This is a genomic window from Emticicia sp. SJ17W-69 (assembly GCF_051209875.1).
GTDB lineage: Bacteria > Bacteroidota > Bacteroidia > Cytophagales > Spirosomataceae > Emticicia.
Genome location: NZ_JBNTQY010000001.1, coordinates 3,880,015 through 3,897,429 on the forward strand (window position 1 = coordinate 3,880,015; position 17,415 = coordinate 3,897,429).

14 protein-coding genes are annotated in these 17,415 nt (G+C 35.7%); 2 read left to right on the forward strand and 12 right to left on the reverse strand.

From position 1 onward, the window contains the following. Window positions 1–70: 70 nt before the first annotated feature. Window positions 71–1,150: a hypothetical protein gene (locus ACQUQZ_RS15675; protein WP_435355966.1), complete on the forward strand. Its 1,080-nt coding sequence runs from the start codon at window positions 71–73 to the stop codon at window positions 1,148–1,150. A 20-nt stretch (window positions 1,151–1,170) separates the two neighbouring features. Here the strand turns inward: ACQUQZ_RS15675 and ACQUQZ_RS15680 are convergent, their stop codons facing one another. The 3 genes from ACQUQZ_RS15680 to nuoL form a co-directional block, all read right to left on the reverse strand. Then, window positions 1,171–2,640, reverse strand: coding sequence for an NADH-quinone oxidoreductase subunit N (locus ACQUQZ_RS15680; protein ID WP_435355967.1), 1,470 nt, complete (start codon window positions 2,638–2,640; stop codon window positions 1,171–1,173). 94 nt (window positions 2,641–2,734) lie between these two features. Next, window positions 2,735–4,312: a complex I subunit 4 family protein gene (locus ACQUQZ_RS15685; protein ID WP_435355968.1), complete on the reverse strand. Its 1,578-nt coding sequence runs from the start codon at window positions 4,310–4,312 to the stop codon at window positions 2,735–2,737. A 213-nt stretch (window positions 4,313–4,525) separates the two neighbouring features. Then, entirely contained in the window at window positions 4,526–6,598 is a 2,073-nt protein-coding gene (nuoL, locus tag ACQUQZ_RS15690) for an NADH-quinone oxidoreductase subunit L (RefSeq protein WP_435355969.1), read from the reverse strand. A gap of 53 nt (window positions 6,599–6,651) precedes the next feature. Between nuoL and ACQUQZ_RS15695 the strand changes: the two genes are divergently transcribed. After that, a complete protein-coding gene (locus tag ACQUQZ_RS15695; RefSeq protein ID WP_435355970.1) occupies window positions 6,652–7,131 on the forward strand; it encodes a VOC family protein in 480 nt (159 codons plus the stop codon). Window positions 7,132–7,139: 8 nt separating this feature from the next. Here the strand turns inward: ACQUQZ_RS15695 and ACQUQZ_RS15700 are convergent, their stop codons facing one another. From ACQUQZ_RS15700 to ACQUQZ_RS15740, 9 genes are all read right to left on the reverse strand, one after another. Next, a complete protein-coding gene (locus ACQUQZ_RS15700) occupies window positions 7,140–8,081 on the reverse strand; it encodes a formylglycine-generating enzyme family protein (protein ID WP_435355971.1) in 942 nt (313 codons plus the stop codon). Between the two features lie 100 nt (window positions 8,082–8,181). After that, window positions 8,182–10,044, reverse strand: coding sequence for a putative porin (locus tag ACQUQZ_RS15705; RefSeq protein WP_435355972.1), 1,863 nt, complete (start codon window positions 10,042–10,044; stop codon window positions 8,182–8,184). Between the two features lie 214 nt (window positions 10,045–10,258). Next, window positions 10,259–11,440, reverse strand: coding sequence for a chromate efflux transporter (chrA, locus tag ACQUQZ_RS15710; RefSeq protein ID WP_435355973.1), 1,182 nt, complete (start codon window positions 11,438–11,440; stop codon window positions 10,259–10,261). A 126-nt stretch (window positions 11,441–11,566) separates the two neighbouring features. Then, on the reverse strand, window positions 11,567–12,526 hold the full coding sequence (locus tag ACQUQZ_RS15715; RefSeq protein ID WP_435355974.1) for an isopenicillin N synthase family dioxygenase: 960 nt from the start codon (window positions 12,524–12,526) through the stop codon (window positions 11,567–11,569). 133 nt (window positions 12,527–12,659) lie between these two features. Further along, the gene (locus tag ACQUQZ_RS15720; RefSeq protein WP_435355975.1) at window positions 12,660–13,823 is read right to left on the reverse strand and encodes a DUF819 domain-containing protein; all 1,164 of its coding nucleotides are present in this window, start codon (window positions 13,821–13,823) and stop codon (window positions 12,660–12,662) included. 91 nt (window positions 13,824–13,914) lie between these two features. Then, the gene (locus ACQUQZ_RS15725; RefSeq protein ID WP_435355976.1) at window positions 13,915–14,733 is read right to left on the reverse strand and encodes a DUF4405 domain-containing protein; all 819 of its coding nucleotides are present in this window, start codon (window positions 14,731–14,733) and stop codon (window positions 13,915–13,917) included. Window positions 14,734–14,814: 81 nt separating this feature from the next. Continuing rightward, window positions 14,815–15,960, reverse strand: a complete 1,146-nt coding sequence (locus ACQUQZ_RS15730; protein WP_435355977.1) for a 4-oxalomesaconate tautomerase — start codon at window positions 15,958–15,960, stop codon at window positions 14,815–14,817. Then, a complete protein-coding gene (locus ACQUQZ_RS15735; protein WP_435355978.1) occupies window positions 15,961–16,740 on the reverse strand; it encodes an NAD(P)-binding domain-containing protein in 780 nt (259 codons plus the stop codon). It lies immediately after the preceding gene. Between the two features lie 21 nt (window positions 16,741–16,761). Beyond that, complete coding sequence (locus ACQUQZ_RS15740) at window positions 16,762–17,373, reverse strand: 4-carboxy-4-hydroxy-2-oxoadipate aldolase/oxaloacetate decarboxylase (protein WP_435355979.1); 612 nt, start codon at window positions 17,371–17,373, stop codon at window positions 16,762–16,764. Between the last annotated feature and the right edge of the window lie 42 nt (window positions 17,374–17,415).

The window sequence follows — 17,415 nt, forward strand, 5'->3', positions numbered from 1 at the left end:
TTTAGATATTTGAAAAAGTACTCGAATTGTAGTATTTTGCATTAGAAAATTCATAAAATTCCTGCCAAAAATGAAAGAATCAAATAGTTTTTTTCTCAAATTCTTTGAAGTATTTTTCACTATTCTTGTGCTTATTGGTCTGAGTCAAATCTCTAATGCAGCAGGTCAATACCAATGGAAAGTGGTCAATGATGCCACCTTGATTTGGCGTTTTTGTGGTGGAATACTTTTATTGAGTGGTATTTTAGCATTTTTATGGCAAAAATTTATTCAAAATCCTAAACTCCACATTTGGCTCCAAACAATTATTACTTTTTATGTGGCATTTGAAATAACAACTTATGGCTCCGCAAAAATTTTAAAAACACAGTTCCAAGCACCAAATTATATTTTGGACACCCCAATTGGAGATTTAAATGGCTTTTGGATTACATGGACTTATTTTGGTTATTCCCAAACCCTTGCTTTGATATTAGGTCTTATCCAAGTAAGTGGTTGTATATTATTACTTTTCCGTAAAACCCGTTCGCTTGCCATCATGATTTTATTGCCAGTAATGGTAAATATTGATTTGATCGACCATTTTTACAAAATATCTCCTTTGGCATATTATAATGCTTTACATTATACATTCATGCTGACTTTCTTACTATTTCTTGATTATGAGAAACTTAAAGAAGCTTTTTTCTCCTATCAAGAATCTTGGGTAATCAATTGGAAAAGTATTGGCTTGAACCTATTACGAGTTTTAGTAATTGGTGGAGCATTTTGGCAAATAAGTAAATTAAGAAATGAATTTCAGCCAAAAACAGCCATTAATGGCGTGTGGAAAGTAGAAGAAATTACACAAAAAAATAAAACCATCATTCCAACCGTTGTTCGAGATTCTGTTTGGTCAAAAATCTATTTTGAATGGCGTTATGGCTGTATTTTTAAATATAATCCAGATAAATTTAATGATAAAAAAGATTTAAATGGTGATTATAAAGTCAATGAAGCAAAAAAAGAGTTGACTGTCAATTTTTATAAAGAAGATGGAAGTAAAGGAGATTCTCTTCTACTTAACTACCAAATTAAAGACAGTACGATGGTATTAAATGGAAAATACATGAAAGATTCATTGGTAATGAAACTTAAAAGGCTAAAATAAATATAATTAGCCCAAATTTCTTAGAGTTTGCCAATTACTTCCAATAGCTTAGCAGGGCTAAAGAACAAGTAAATAATGACACAAAGAAAAAAAAGTAAAAAGGCTTTTCGAAGAATGCCGACATGGTAGAACTTTACACCTATTTTGGCTTCTTTGAAAATCATATAAAATGGAATTTTCAAATAATAGAAAATTGAAATAGCTGTATTAAGTAATCCAAAAAGTAAAACGATTAGTAAAATTGAGCTACCTGAAGTTTGATATCCTTCCCATAATGCCGTGAAAATCAGCAATTTAGCGGTAAAACCAACCGTGGGTGGTAGTCCTACCAAAGCGACCATAATTGTAACAGCCGCCAAGCCTAAGAAGATATTTTCCTGCCCTAAACCTTTCAGGCTCTCTAATTCGTAACTTTCTGTTTTTAGTGCCAATAAATCAACCAATAAGAAAGCAGCAAGTGTAATGAAAAGATAGGTTGTAACATAAAAGATTGTTGCCTGCAATCCCAGCATATTAGTAGCTAAAAGTCCGACAAGCATAAAACCCGCATGAGCGATGGTTGAATAACCAAGCATTCGTTTGGTGTTTGTTTGCCAAAGTGCAGAAAAGTTTCCAATAGTCAAAGATGCCAAAATAATGACTGCCGTTATCAATTTAAAATCAATGCTCAATGAGCTAAATAAGCGTATCAAAATCAAAACAACCGCCGCTTTAGGAGCGATTGACAAAAATGCCACTACTGGTGTTGGCGTAGCTTCATATACATCGGGAGTCCAACTATGAAATGGAGCAGCCGAAAGTTTGAAAAGTAGCCCCCCTATTGTCATAAAGATAGCAACATTAGCAGTCCACGCAGGATTTTGTCCAAGAAAAGCAGCAAACTCTTGCCCAACAAAGTTCAGCGTGCCTGTCATTCCATATAATAAAGAAATACCATAAAGCATAACTGCCGAACTTGTTGCACCAAAAAGCAAATATTTGATACCAGCTTCAGCATTCGATTTCCCTTTATTCATAACAACTAAGATATAAGAACAAATTGAAACCATTTCTATCGATACATAAAGCATCAACAGATTGTTTGTCATTGTCAATATGTAAAGACCAAGTATCAGAGCAACAAAAATTGCATAAAACTCCCCCATTACTTTATAACCGACTATCCAAACATGGAGCAAAACTCCGATAGCTGCAATAGTGATTAAGAGTTTGAAAAATATACTTTTGCTATCAAGATAAATTAGGTCGCCAAATAATGAGTTTCCTGATTCTAAATTTTGCTCTTGAATACCTAAGTATGAATAAAACACATAACCAATGCTGATTAAAATACTTATTATCAATACATTAAAAAAATTATAGATATTCTCGCTATCCAATTTCTTTGAAAAAGCAATTATTGCTACTATCACCAAAAAAGAAAATCCAAACAGAAAATCAGGTAATAGCACATTAGCACTGAAAAGAATATGTGTTAATTTTTCAAGCATTATAAATAGCTGTTGGCTATTAGCTACGGACGGCGTTCCGCTTAGCTTTTAGCGAAAAAATAAAATGTTACAAAATTTGAAAATGAATAGCTTTCTAAAATTTTTCTAAAAATAATTTGACCGATTCTCCAGAAATATCGAATATCAGGCTTGGGAAAATGCCAAATATGACAGCCAAAAGTGCTAATGAATATAGCATAATCATTTCACGTAAATTTAAGTCTTTGAGGTTTTCTTCTTGATTACGATTTGCCCAAAATGTACCAAAAAACATTTTTTGCAAAGTCCACAGAAAATAGGCTGCTGACAAGATAATCCCCAACATAGCTAACATCGAAAACCAATCTGGTAAGACTTTCGACTGAAAGCCTCCCATCAAAGTAAAGAATTCACCAATAAAACCAGGTAAAGCAGGTAAGCCTAATGAACCAAAAAAAGCAATGGTAACTGCTAATGTAAATAATGGCATGACACTTGAAAGCCCTCTAAAATTTTCGATGAGACGGTTATGTGTTCGGTCATAGATGACACCTGCTATCAAGAAAAGCATCGCTGATAAAATACCGTGTCCAAACATTTGATAAATCGCACCATTGACACCCTCGGCAGTCATCGATGCTAATCCTAACAACACAAAGCCCATGTGAGAAATAGAAGAATAAGCAATCATTTTCTTCAAGTCTTCTTGTGCAAGAGCATTAAATGCTCCATAAATAATAGAAATAACTCCTGCTCCTGCCACTATATAAGTAAATTGATAAGCGGCATCAGGGAAAAACCCATAGGCAATTCTAATAAAACCATAGGCCCCAACTTTCAATAAAATACCTGCTAAAACTACAGAAACAGGGGTAGGTGCTTCGACGTGAGCATCAGGCAACCATGTATGAAAAGGAACAGAAGGCAGTTTTATTCCAAAACCAATAATAAGCAAAACAAAAGCAAAAAGTCGTGCTGGTACACCAAAAATCAATTGTTTCTGCACAGGATGAAGCAATGTATTGGGGATATAATTCTTAAAATCGCTTAATTGTCTAAAGTCAAAAGTATGTACGATACTACCGGTTTCCTGCGAAAAAAATGAGTCCTGAACAGACATCGACAAGCCAATCATAACGACCAAAATAAAAATCGAACCAACAAGCGTATAAATAAAAAACTTAATGGCTGCATATTCTCTTCTTTCGCCACCCCAAATGCCAATCAAAAAATACATTGGCAATAACATAAACTCAAAAAACAAGAAGAACAAGAAGAAATCAAGAGCTGCAAAACAACCAATAATACTTCCTGAAAGCAATAAATAGAGTGAATGATAAGCTTTTTGGCGGTGTTCGATGCTAAATGAAGCAAGTGAACCAACCATCAATACAATACCTGAAAGTAAAATCATAGGCATATTGATGCCATCAACCCCTAAAAGATAGTCAATGGAAAGAATACCTAAATTACCCAAACTCATACGAATCCATTCGTGTTGCTCAACAAACTGAAAATCAGTTATTTGTCGGTCAAATGAATTATACAATGTGAAGATATTAAGTAAATTAATGATACTTACCAACAGAGAAATCCATTTGAAAGAATCTCGGTAAGCACTTGGCAACAACAAAACCATTGCAGCTCCTGCAAGCGGCAAAAAGATAAGTGTTGAAAGTAAAAAATTATTCATATTTTTTGAATGACGAATTACTAGAATGACGAATGATGAATATTTAATCATACAATGATTATCAAATATTTATCATTTAGTTAAACCATTCTCATTTGTAAAATTACTCACATAAATTTTTTAAGAAAAAGTGTTTATTTTCATCTCAAAATCATAATAAGCAACGATTATTTGCCTATTAGTCATTCGTAAATCGAATAATTCATCATTTTCTTACAACATCAATAAAATCATTATCAAAATCAAACAGACAAAAATTGTGATGATATATGTCTGGGCTTTACCATTTTGGATTTGTCGAGTATATGAACCCGCTTTGCCAGTTAGCATTGCTGCCAAATTTACAAATTTGTCAATTATTTCTCTTTCTACCCAACTATTCACTATGGAAAAAAGGATAGTTAATTTGGCAATACCATTCACTACACCATCAATCACCATTCTGTCAAAATAGAAAACTTTTGGACTTATCCAAAGTATAGGTTTCACAAAAATAGTGTGAAAGATTTCACTCAAATAATAATTATGAAAAATGATTCTTGCCAAAAGGCCTTTTGGTTCGACTTGCTCATTATCAAGACGATAACTTTCTTCTTTTGTAAAAATATAGCCTAATAAAACACCATTGAGAGCAATCAAAATAGCTACATACGCAATCCATTGATAACTTTTTGATTCATAATGAAATATATGAAAAAACCAGCTACTTTCGGCTGAAAATGGATTCATTGAAAAAACAAAACCTATGGAAGCAGTTGCCATTACAATCACTGAAAGCTCCATAGCTCCGAGTTCCGAGAGAAAATCAGCAATTGTTACTTCGTCTTCATGAGCCTTTGCCGCCTTTCTTCTTTGTTCATCATCTTCAACATTCACAATGCCTTCAATACGTTTGGCTACATTTTTATAGATATTTTTCGCACTTGATGAAATAAGTTCAAGTGGATTGTCTTCTCTTTCCAAAAAAATCAAAAATACTTGTCGCATCATGTAATAAGCACTCATACCCGACACTACCAAACATACTGCTGGAATAACAAAATAGATCTGTTTGGGTTGGCTTGCAGCCCATTCAAAAGCAGCCACTACAATAGCATCTTTCGACAAGAAACCAGAAAACAAAGGAATTCCTGCTAAAGCAGCTGCACAAATCGTAAATGTGTAATAAATAATGGGAATTTCTCTTCGAAGATTACCCATTTTACGCATATCTTGTTCGTGATGCAAATGATGAATGACCGCTCCTGCTGATAAAAAAAGACCTGCTTTGAAAAAAGCGTGTGTTACTAAATGAAAAAGTGCTGTATTTACCGCTCCAACGCCAATACCAACAACCATCAAACCTAACTGTGAGATAGTTGAAAATGCCAAAAGCTTCTTAATATCATATTGTACCAATGCCGAACAAGCTCCAAAAAACATAGTAAGAGTACCAATAATTGCCATCACTAAAAGTGCATCAGGCGAAAGCATCGGAAACATTCTTGCCATCAGAAAAATACCTGCAGCAACCATTGTAGCTGCATGAATCAATGCTGAAACGGGCGTTGGCCCTTCCATGGCATCTGGCAACCAAATCTGCAATGGCAATTGAGCTGATTTTGCTATACAACCACAAAAAATCAAAAGCCCCATTGTAGTCATCATTGGGCTATTATGCAGAGCTGAAGGGATAAGGTTCGTCTTATCAATTATTTGAGTAATTTCAAATGTACCGAAATAGCGATAAATCAAGATAATACCAATCAAAAAACCAATATCTCCTACCCTATTTACCCAAAATGCTTTCATGGCAGCATTGGTGGCAGATTTTTTTTCGTACCAAAATCCAATGAGTAGGTAAGAACACAGACCTACTAATTCCCAAAACATATAAATCATCAGCAAATTACCCGAAACAACAATACCAATCATTGACGCCACAAACAAATTGATGTAGGCAAAATATCGTCCATAACTGGGGTCATTTTTCATATATTCCATTGAAAAAACCTGCACCCACAAAGCTATAAATTGTACTAAAAAATACATCAAAAAAGTCAGCTCATTGACCAATATATCAATCGTAAAGAGTCTTTCTCCTATATAAAACCAATGATAAGAGATGACATCGCCTGTAATATCACTTAGGCGAATACCCATTGAAAACAATACACCAATGAAGTTAATTATTATGGAAAGCAAGCCAATAGACTGCTCGCTCAGTTTGTTTCGTTTGTAGAGTAAAAACGAAAAACCGAATATATATAATAATAAATTGATTAAAATGACTCTTTCTGCTGACATCCAATAGCGGGTCTTTTTTGCAAATATCCAACCTTAAAAGCGATAATGCAAAAATGAAGCCGAAATTTGTGAAAGAAAAGAAACACGAACAAGCCTTTCGAGAATTTATAAAAATGTTTTATGTTTGTTTTATCATTCAATTTTTAATAAAATTTCCTCCCATGAGCCAGCCATTACTTGGTCTAAGAACCACAATTTACAGAGTTGCTGATATTGAAAAAGCTAAAATTTGGTACAGTGATTTTTTAGGAATTGAACCCTATTTTGATGAGCCTTTTTATGTGGGATACAATGTAGCTGGCTATGAACTGGGTCTTCAACCAGATGCAAAAAATGAAGCGAAAGTTGATGGTGTGATTACTTATTGGGGCGTAAATGAGGTGCAGGAGGTTTTTCAGAACTTACTTTCTTCTGGAGCAAAATCTTATGAAGAACCAAACGAAGTTGGCGGAGGAATCATTGTTGCTGCTGTGAAAGACCCTTGGGATAATGTTTTGGGAATTATTTATAATCCTCATTTTTCATTGGCATAATTAAAATTTCATTTCACACAACGAAATCCAACGTGCATCAATGAGGTTTCGGGTGAAGTAAAAGAGCGACCAGAAACTCGGTAGCCATGACACCAACCTGGCTCACAGAGAAATGAACCACCTTTTTCAGATTTTTCGATGGTATCGCTTGGCATGATTCCGTTGGCAATATCGGCATAATTGAGTTTCCAATTATCGCACCATTGCCATACATTTCCTGTCATGTCGGTTAAGCCAAGTTTTGTTTTGCCAAAATATCCTACGGGTGAAGTATAAAGGAAACCATCGGTATTTTTATTAAAATCTGGAAAAACGCCATTCCAAGTATTGGCAAGGGCTTTCCCTCCTTTTTCGATTTCATTACCAAATGGGTAAATATTTCGATCGTTTATAGCATTTCTTGCAGCATGCTCCCATTCAATTTCTGAGGGCAAACGTTTTCCTGCCCATTTGGTGTAAGCTACGGCATCGTACCAAGAAACCTGTGTAACTGGATGATTATCAGGAGCTTTAGGAAAATCTTTTCCTTGCGGATATTCCCAAGTTGCCCCTTTTTTCAAAAGCCATTCTTTGGTTTTGTAGTCAAAAAAACCACCATCACCAAAGTTTTCTGCATAAGTTTTGTAATGCGTGGCTTGAATAAATTTGCGAAATTGTGCCACCGTTACGGGCGAAATATCCATAAAAAATGGTTTCACTTCCACCCAAAACATAGGTTGCTCAAAAGGCATTCCATCAGTTGTACCGATTTGTGTATATCCACCTGGCACATAAACCATTCCTTCGGGAATGACAAAGTTTTTGGGGATTTCTTGCTTTGGAAAAGTTTTCGGAGCTTTTTTTAGTATTTTTACTGTTGGCGAGAAATCAAAGGAAGTTCGTTCTGCTTTTTTTTCGGAATTGCAGGAGAAAAGAAAGATACCAATAATTAGAATGACACAATTTTTCATTTTTTTTATTTGCCACTAAGAAACGTAAAGTTACACTTAGCCGCTCTTGGTGAAACTACATGTTCTTTGTACCTTCATGGTAAGGTTACGTTTTTGTATCTCAATCAAAAAGTGGCCAATTTACTCCTAAAAAGAACGTTCGCTGCAAGCCTGGGTAAGTGGAACTCACATAATAGCCAGTGCTTGGAAAACCTTGATTTACATGTGCAAATTTAAAGAAAAGTCTGACTTTACTGATTTTTAAATCGGCAAAAACATCGGCAACTGGCGTTCCCCACACTTGTTGATAATCTTGCAAATAAAACTGTCGAGTGAGCGGCATATAATTATCAGCTTTGTAAGCCGAGCGATAATAAATTTCTACGCCAGTATTGATATGCAGTACTTTTGCATAAATAAATTCATAAGAAATTTTGGTATTGTTTGCCAGTTTGGGCATACGAATCAAATTCGGCTCTGAATTAGCTATAAAATATAACTGATTAGCTATCAATAATTTACGCCAACGAAATTCTGCACCAAGGGCTACTTTAAAAATACTGATAGGCAACGAAGTTTGAGCAACTTGGGCAGTTTGATTATAATAAATATAATTTTTTATCAATGAATAATTTACACTTGGAGAAATTAAAAAACGTCCACTTTTAAGATTTGTAGAAGCTGAAAGATTATTGGAAAAAGTATTTTTCAGTCCTTTATTCCAGTTATAAGCTGCACTCAAGAAACGCTCATCCAAAATAGTTGCAGGTATCGAAAGTTGCGAAAAACTTGCTTTTATTCTTGGACTTATGTATTCGGCTTGTAATCTAAAATTACCATTGGAGCCAATTTCTGCTTCTGCATAAGCTCTACGAACACTATCAGGAAAAAAGTAATTTGCCCAACCACCTACCAAGGTTTCTGATTTTAGTTTTTTATCTAGATAGGTTTCCCCTTTTGATTGCAAACCATACAAACGCTGACGTAAATATAAACGATAAGCAAAACCTCTATAAATGCCTTTGACACCAAACTTATTTTCTAATAAACGATAACGAAAGTTCATCGAAAGCGTATCAAGTGAGTTGGCAGGTCTTACTTGATAATAAGTAGATCTACCTGCAGAATCTGATCCGAAGTTTAAGTCAGTGTAAAAATCTCTGCGTTTTTGATAATCTAAAATATGATAAACCTGAAAACCATTGGTGAGCTTATATTGATGATACAAATGAAGTTCATTTCGCCAATCACGAGAAGTTGCTCCAGTCAATTTTGAAAGAAAATCTCGGTAATTTCCTAAATCATTTGCTGCGATAAAAGCAGTTGTATCTGCCAAAGGTTTGATTCCTCCTTGCTCAATCGGAGCATGATTGAAGTGATTGTAGGTTCCCAATACAATATATTTTCCATCTTTCGACTCATAATTGCTGTGCAACATAAATGCCCAACTATCAATCAAGCGAGTTTCACGGGTTCGAGGAGCTCCGTATTGTTGCGAGGATGATAGCCTCCTGACTTCAACGGTAGCATTCAATCGAGGTTTGATATTTTGAGAATGTGTAAAATGTAAAAGTCCCGTTCCTCCACCTGACTGCACATAATACATATTAGTATAAGGTGATTTTGTATTGTAGTATTTAGTTTTTCGAGCATCAAAAGCATAACGAGCGTAGGCAGAATACCCTAACTGTTTCCCAATATCTTCAGAAGACTCATAAAATAATGGTTTGATAGCCGTTCCAATATTACCCAAATCTTGATAAAGTAGTCCACTACGAAAGTTAAAATCAAATAAATGAAAGCCATCAAGCGTGGTATCTGGATTGTAAAGGGTCTTCCTATTATTCAGAATATCTTCTTCGAGGATATAGCGAACAGTCTTTGTACTATAAACTTGTTTGGTAGAATCATCAAGAATTTGGGCATAAGAAAAGCCATAAACAATTGATAATAAGAATATTATGAGTATTTTTCTAAAATTCATTGGGATGCGATACAACAGATTTCCTGCTCTGTTTTTTTCTATTCTAAGCAAAGACGAAGTAGGAACTCCGTCGTACGATTTAATTATAACGCAATTTACGGCAAAACTTTGAAAGAGATTTATGAAATAGGTGTTAATTGTTGTTAATGAACTCACCTAGATTATATAGTAAAGAAAAAATTCGCTGGATTACAAACCATGTTTAATTGACTTTTCATGTAATCACCCACCCCAAGAACAAACCTCCAAAAATAATTAAATACGTAGGTACAAGACGAGTTTGAAGTAAGATCAAAGTAAATATAATTGTCAAAATAGCAACTAAATCGCTTGACATTGGCTGAAATAAAGAAAGAGCAGCAGCACCCGTTAGGCCAGTACTGGCAGCATTGATCCCTTCGAGTGAAGCACGAATACCACGATATTTTTTTAATTCATTCCAAAAACGAATCACAAAAAATATTAAAAAAGTACCTGGAAGAAAAATACCAACTGTGGCAACTATACTACCTAAAACTTCGCCACTTGTCCCCAAATCTCTCATTGATAAAGCTCCTACGAATGCCGAAATTGAAAAAACTGGCCCAGGAGCAACCTCCACTATTGCCAATCCTGAGAGAAATTCATCCGCAGAAAGATAATGTTTAAACTCAACAAACTCATTATAGAGTAAAGGTTTCAAGATATGTCCACCGCCAAATGCTAAACTACCATTTCGATAAAAATTTTCAAAAAGACGTACAGGTAAATTATGAGTGATAGCTCCTAAACCTGCCGAAAAAACCAATACTCCTATCCATAAAAAAAAGTTACCCCATTCTATTTTGATTGGCTGTTTTTGCATTTTTTCTTGTTGCCCAAACTTCAAAGAAGTAGCCAATCCACCTAGTAAAATCCAAATAGGTGTAATATATGGCGAACGAAAAAAATAGGCAGCAATCGCAGCCAAAAGCATCAAAACTACGCTTGTTTTAGTCTTAATTACCTTTATCCCGATAGAAAAAGTTGCAAAAATGATAAATGCCACACCCATCGGTTTGATGAATCGAGTGATATTCGCAAGCTGATCTTTTTCAACATAAGTAACACCAAGAGCAGCCAAAGTCATGATCAATGTTCCTGGAAGAATCCATACAAAAAGTGTCAAATAGGCCAAACTTGGCCCTCCTAAACGAAAACCAATAGCAGTGATAGTTTGAGTAGAAGTTGGGCCTGGTAATATCTGACAAAGAGCTTGAAGCTCCATTATTTCAGCTTCAGTGATGTAGTTATGTTTTTTTACGAGTCTGTCTAAAAACATTGTCAGATGCACTTGCGGCCCACCAAAACAAGTGAGAGCAAGTATCAGCACGTCTTTCAAGAAAATGATATAACGAATCTGACGGGTTTTTGCCATGCTTTTGGGTTATTATTGTACCACTAAGAAACAAAGAAACATAAAGTTACACTGAGAAAATGCTTAGTGCAACTTTATGAGCCTAGTGTCTAATCAGCCCCTCCGAAGAGGTGGTCAAAATTTATATTATTTTTTAAATCCTAATTCTGTCAATCTTTCAGCTAAAAACTCACCCGCTGTCATATTTTCATATCGACGTGGATTTTCAGCATCAATACAAGAATCCAAACAAGTTAAATCCATATCACTACGTGGGTGCATAAAGAAAGGAATCGAGAAACGAGAGGTTTTCATTTTCTCACGTGGCGGGTTAACAACTCTGTGAATCGTTGATTTTAATTTATGATTGGTCAAACGGTCGAGCATATCACCTACATTGATGATAATTTGCTCAGGCAAAGCCGTTACTGCAATCCATTTTCCGTCTAAACGTAATACTTCCAAACCTTCAGCCGACGCCCCCATCAATAACGTAATCAAATTAATATCTCCATGAGCTGCCGCACGTACTGCTCCTTCTGGAAGGGCTTCAGGGTTTTCAATTGGAAAATAGTGTAAAGCTCTTAAAATACTATCTCCATTACGAACTTTTTCTTCAAAAAAGTCTTCTGAAAGTCCCAAATAAAGAGCAATAGCCCGCAAAAGTGTCTTTCCTGTATTTTCAAAAGTTTTATAAACTTCGGTTGTATATTTTTCAAACGCTGGCACTTCGGAAGGAAAAATATTCGATGGCATATTGCCTTCAATTACAGGCTGTCCAACATGATAGAACTCCTTTAAATCAGGTTTAGTAAAACCTTTAGCAGTTTCTTTACCTTTGCCAACATAACCACGTTGTCCCAGAAGTTCAGGAAACTCATACTTTTGTTTAAGTTCATCTGATTGATAAAAGAACGTTTTTACGGCTTCATATAGTTTTTCACGGAGTTCATCAGATAGTCCGTGATTTTTAATTGCTACAAAGCCAATTGTATTGAAAGCATTGCCAAGTTCTTGTACAAATTTACTTTTTCTTGCGTCATCTCCAGAAGTAAAATCCGCTAAGTCGAGCGATGGGATTGTGTCAAGTAGTGTTTGCTGTTCCATAAGATGAAGTTTTTTTGCAAAATTAAGGAAAGTTAGAAATGAGATTGCAGATAATAGTTAAAAGATTTTTCAAAAACATGCTGATTTCTTTATTTTTAAATACATTTCTTCAATCTTTCATTTTATTCAGCTACTAAAACCAGCCTGAATTCTTGATTAATTCTGCTATTAAAATTCCCCAGTAAGTGCCAGTGGCATTCCCTAATGCACCTACCAAAATTCCAGGCAAAGTTAAATCATTCCTATCAAGACTTCGAGAAAGAGCCATTGCTGAGGCCGAGCCACCCACATTTGCTTGAGAAGCAATTGATACAATATCCCAGTCTTGTTTCATTAAAGCCCCCAAACCATAAATAATAAGTCCATGAATACCAACAAGAATTGTCACAAAAGCCAATAAAACGACGGCCAACTTCCCATCTTTTATCAAAGCTGGTACATCACAATAGGCCCCTATCACTGCTAAAAACAAATAAACGCCTAATAAACCCAATAATTTATGACCTTTTAAACGATTTACAGCTGGAACTTGAGCTAAAATCAGGGCAATCGTTGTCAACCATAAAATCGTTGGAATCTGAGGAATTTGGCTACTTAGCCAAGTTGAGGTTCGGATTCCTGCAAAGCTTATTAAAAGTAAAAAGGCTAAATCAAATGGTCGAACACTTTCAATATCACTCGTATATTTATGTGTTTCGACTTTATTTTCTTCTGAAATTTCCATGACTTTTTTTCTTGGAAACTTTCGATTCAGTATTTGTGGCAATGCCAAAGTGGCAATCACCCAAATCGCCGTGATAATATTATCGGCAACAGTTGCTGCTGAGAAAAGTCCACCTTGCTGTGAAACTCCATAGTGGAGGGCGACGGCATTAAAGTTGATACTTCCACCTATATAAGTACCTGTGTACATCCCACCGAGTGCATAATAAAACTCCCCTATTTGACTTTTCCCGTCAACCAACCACATCGCCACCAAAGCACCAGTCATGGTGGCTATTGAGCCAATCAAAAACATTATTAGCATAGGTTTACCCGCTTTTTTGAGGCTATTAAGATTGACGTTCAGCAACATCAGAAATATAGAAAGTGGGGCTATATAAGCAAAAATGCCATCATACAATGGCGTAGCTGGTGATGAAGCAGGAATAATACCCAAATTGGCAACAATAGCAGTAATGATTATTACCATTAAGCCTGTGCCAACATGTCTAAAAAAAGGCTTTTCGCAAAGCCATTCTGAGATTACAATATTTAGGCACAAGACTGCCAATATTGAGAGTGTATCACTAAACATTTGGTGGCTTGGGGTTTATTTTAGATTTGAGAGACTGGTTTCGAGATAGGAGAAAAATACAAACATCTATTCTCTCCTATCTCGAATCTATTTAAAACTCAACTAAAGCACTTTTAATTAAGCCCCCATCTTTCGATTTCAACTTAAAAACATCCCCTGTTGCTTGATTGACTGCTGCCTCATAAAGTTCGGTTTTTTCTTTACTTTTTACTTCAAGTATAACAAAAAATTGGCCTTTTGCTGCAGTATTAGTCTTTACAATGAAGTTATCATGAGGGGTTTCTTGCTCAAAATTTGGCGTTTTTGTTTTTGCTTTTCCAGCCCAAGTTGCTAAAGTTTCAGTTTTGAAATCACTCATATCAAAATGTCCTTCACGTGCTTCTTCTTCGTCTTCTGGCATGGCAGCTATTTTTGCAGGTACAAATAAATTTTCTACGAAATTATGAGCAGAATCTTCTACCCATATAGCGGTAACAGGCAATTCGGTCTCCTTAGCTTTTTGTACCATGATGCTCAAAGCTGTTCCTTTTACATCTTTATTGGTTGTTACTTCATTAAAACTCAATTGTTCTGGTCTTGGTGGTCTTTTTCCAGCAAAGATTCTACCTGCTTCGGCAACTGGCTCTAATAATTCAGTGACAGCTCCAGCCAAAATCACTAAAAAAGCAATTCCTGCAATGATAAACTCCTTTTGATATTTGCCGCTCTTGCGTTCTTTTGAATAACCAGTAATCGAAGACCAGTTATTGATGATATGGAAAATAGCAAAGCCAACGAAAATCAACCCAAAAATAGTGTGGGTCATTTCAACAGCATGGGCTTTCTGCTTGATATACAACAAAATACCTGTGATTGATAATGCTAAAAATGCAAACGCAACTGAGAGACTAATGATATTCTTCTTTTTCATTGAGGATAGGTTTAATTAATTTTTAAATATAAACAAATATTGTGAATCAGAAAACTACAATAGAAGTTTAGTGTTTTGATTTTATAATTCTGGAATAAAAAGCTCTCCTTTACTCAAAATCCGAGCAGTGCGAATAACACCAGATTTATGAATAATCATTTTATCATTTTGAAATTCGTATTCAAGATTTACGGTGAATTCACCTGAAGGATGTTCTATGGAAAGTTCTGAGTTTTGAGCGGTACGCCGTGCGATGCTAAATTCTGAGTTCAAACTATACGTATCTTCTATCTCAGTGACAAACTGCTCACTAATCATAATTTTTTCACAAACAGAATTAGGTAAAATACACGCCGTAGCAACCGAAACCGCTGCCAAAACCCCAATCGCTTCATGTACTACATGAGGAATAAACATTCGGGTATTCACGACTCCACCATTTTCTGGAGGAGAAACCAAACACATTTTAGGAATAGTTTGCTCTTTTACATCACCTAAATTCATTAATTGCCCCGCTTTCAATCTTATTGCTTCTATTCTTTGTCTAAGTGGCTCATTGGCTTCTAATATTTCTTTACTTTCATTACCAACTAATCCAAAATCTTTTGCCCGCATGATTACTACTGGCATTCCATTGTCAATACAAGTCACTTCTATGTCATTAATCATATCAATAGAATTGCCTGTCGGTAGCAATGCACCACATGTTGAACCTACAGTCTCTAAATAATTACAAATGATTGGAGCGGCAGTACCTACTACACCATCCACTTTAGCATTACCTTTGGTTTCAATTTTTCCGTTGGGCGTCTGCACAACTACCTCGCAAATGCCACCAGTATTGATAATACTTATCTTAGCAGAAGTAGTTGGATGAGTCGCTTTAATCATACCTGTTTCGATGGCAAAAGGCACAATTCCAGCCAAAATATTGCCACAAGTCTGAGTTGTTGAAATCTTTCCTTTCCCAACGACGACCTGCACAAAATTATAATCTAAATCAGATGCTGGATTTTCTGATTCACTAATGATAGCTACTTTACTGGTCAACGAACTTGCCCCACCTAAACCATCAATTTGACGAGGGTCGCCTGCCAAAGTTCCTTCCATTGCTAATAAAATAGTTTCATTACGAAGTTTTTCATCAGATGGCAAATCTTTAGCATTGAAGAAAAGCCCTTTTGAACTTCCTCCACGTATTTGCATAAAAGGAATCGACTTTTGCATTTATTTGATCAATTTTTCAAGATTATTTCTGGTACCACGAGTCACGATTGGATCTAACCCTTTTGCTTCGAGCATTTCTATTACCGCCTCCATTTCGTGCATTCGACGAAGAGCGTGCGTGCGACTTCCTTCTACAAAACGATCAATTAAGTCATCATTTCCACCAATAAGTGAACCTATTTGACCACGAATATATGATTCCATTCCAAATGCTTCGCCTGCTTCCATCGCTTCACAAACAACTGCGGCTATACCCTTATAAACAATAGAGCGTAATAATTTTCGAGTGGCAGCATCGCCTATATTTCCATTATCTACTTGTTTTATGTCAAGATTTAGCGGTTTTACTTTTTCAAGAAATTCAGTGGCATTTTCACCCGAAGCCAAAAAGGGCGTCATTATTCCCTTTGGGGGAACTGGAGCCATAATGGCCAAATCAATTACTTTTACACCCGAAGTTTTTAATATTTCAGCAATTTTAATCTTTTTTTCTGGCCCCGAAGTATTCATTTCACAGAAAAATTGGTTGGATTTCAGAACATCCTTCAATTCTTCAGCAATCTCTATCGAAACCGACGAAAGGTTAGCACTAAATACAATATCGGCTTGTTTTACAGCCTCAGCATTACTTTGAGCTAGAATCATATTGTCATGAAGTTTTCTCACAGGATTTGGGTCAAAACCTGTCACTTCTACGCCTAATTTTATTAAATCATTAGCAAAGTGCGACCCTGCTTCGCCAAGTCCTAAAATGGCTATTTTTAATTTTTCATTATTCATTAAACATTCTTTATTAATGTATTACCAACCAAATTTTTCTCTCCAGCCATAAATATCAATCGAAACTCTGCCTTTACGGAGTTCGGCACGAGTACGCTCTTCTTTGGCTTCCCGAGCCATTGCTTTTTCTATGGTTTCTTCCATTTTATTTTGAGGTACAACCACTACTCCATCACGGTCACCAACCACAATATCACCTGGATTGATCAAAACATCACCAATGATGATTGGTTCATTCAATGTGCCATCACCATGATTGGATGTACCACGAATACATAAACCTCTTGAAAAAACAGGAAATCCCATCGCTTCAATATCATCAGCATCTCGCACACACGCATCTATTACTAAGCCATTTATACCTTTAGTTTTAGCACCTAAGCTCATCAAATCGCCCCAATAACCCGCTTCATAAAAGCCTGAACAATTGGCTATCAATACATCACCAGCTTGGGCATAAGCATACGCACGATGCAAAAGTACGTTATCTCTTGGCATCGTTTGAATCGTATAAGCTGGTCCACATACTTTCATTTCTTTAGCAATTGGTTTGATACCAGAAGGCAAAAAACCTTGATTACCCAAAGCTTCGCAGATAGTAGCAGCAGAAAACTTTGAAAGTTCTTTATACATTTTTGGAAATGATTTATTGGTAATTAGTTACAGGTTAACTTA

Bases quoted from the DNA above. Each gene is read 5' to 3' on its own strand.
- ACQUQZ_RS15715 (WP_435355974.1), bottom strand. From the start codon at position 12,526: ATGGAACAGCAAACACTACTTGACACAATCCCATCGCTCGACTTAGCG.
- ACQUQZ_RS15730 (WP_435355977.1), bottom strand. From the start codon at position 15,960: ATGCAAAAGTCGATTCCTTTTATGCAAATACGTGGAGGAAGTTCAAAA.
- ACQUQZ_RS15720 (WP_435355975.1), bottom strand. From the start codon at position 13,823: ATGTTTAGTGATACACTCTCAATATTGGCAGTCTTGTGCCTAAATATT.
- ACQUQZ_RS15695 (WP_435355970.1), top strand. From the start codon at position 6,652: ATGAAGCCGAAATTTGTGAAAGAAAAGAAACACGAACAAGCCTTTCGA.
- ACQUQZ_RS15685 (WP_435355968.1), bottom strand. From the start codon at position 4,312: ATGAATAATTTTTTACTTTCAACACTTATCTTTTTGCCGCTTGCAGGA.
- ACQUQZ_RS15735 (WP_435355978.1), bottom strand. From the start codon at position 16,740: ATGAATAATGAAAAATTAAAAATAGCCATTTTAGGACTTGGCGAAGCA.
- ACQUQZ_RS15680 (WP_435355967.1), bottom strand. From the start codon at position 2,640: ATGCTTGAAAAATTAACACATATTCTTTTCAGTGCTAATGTGCTATTA.
- ACQUQZ_RS15725 (WP_435355976.1), bottom strand. From the start codon at position 14,733: ATGAAAAAGAAGAATATCATTAGTCTCTCAGTTGCGTTTGCATTTTTA.
- ACQUQZ_RS15705 (WP_435355972.1), bottom strand. From the start codon at position 10,044: ATGAATTTTAGAAAAATACTCATAATATTCTTATTATCAATTGTTTAT.
- chrA (WP_435355973.1), bottom strand. From the start codon at position 11,440: ATGGCAAAAACCCGTCAGATTCGTTATATCATTTTCTTGAAAGACGTG.
- ACQUQZ_RS15740 (WP_435355979.1), bottom strand. From the start codon at position 17,373: ATGTATAAAGAACTTTCAAAGTTTTCTGCTGCTACTATCTGCGAAGCT.
- ACQUQZ_RS15675 (WP_435355966.1), top strand. From the start codon at position 71: ATGAAAGAATCAAATAGTTTTTTTCTCAAATTCTTTGAAGTATTTTTC.
- ACQUQZ_RS15700 (WP_435355971.1), bottom strand. From the start codon at position 8,081: ATGAAAAATTGTGTCATTCTAATTATTGGTATCTTTCTTTTCTCCTGC.
- nuoL (WP_435355969.1), bottom strand. From the start codon at position 6,598: ATGTCAGCAGAAAGAGTCATTTTAATCAATTTATTATTATATATATTC.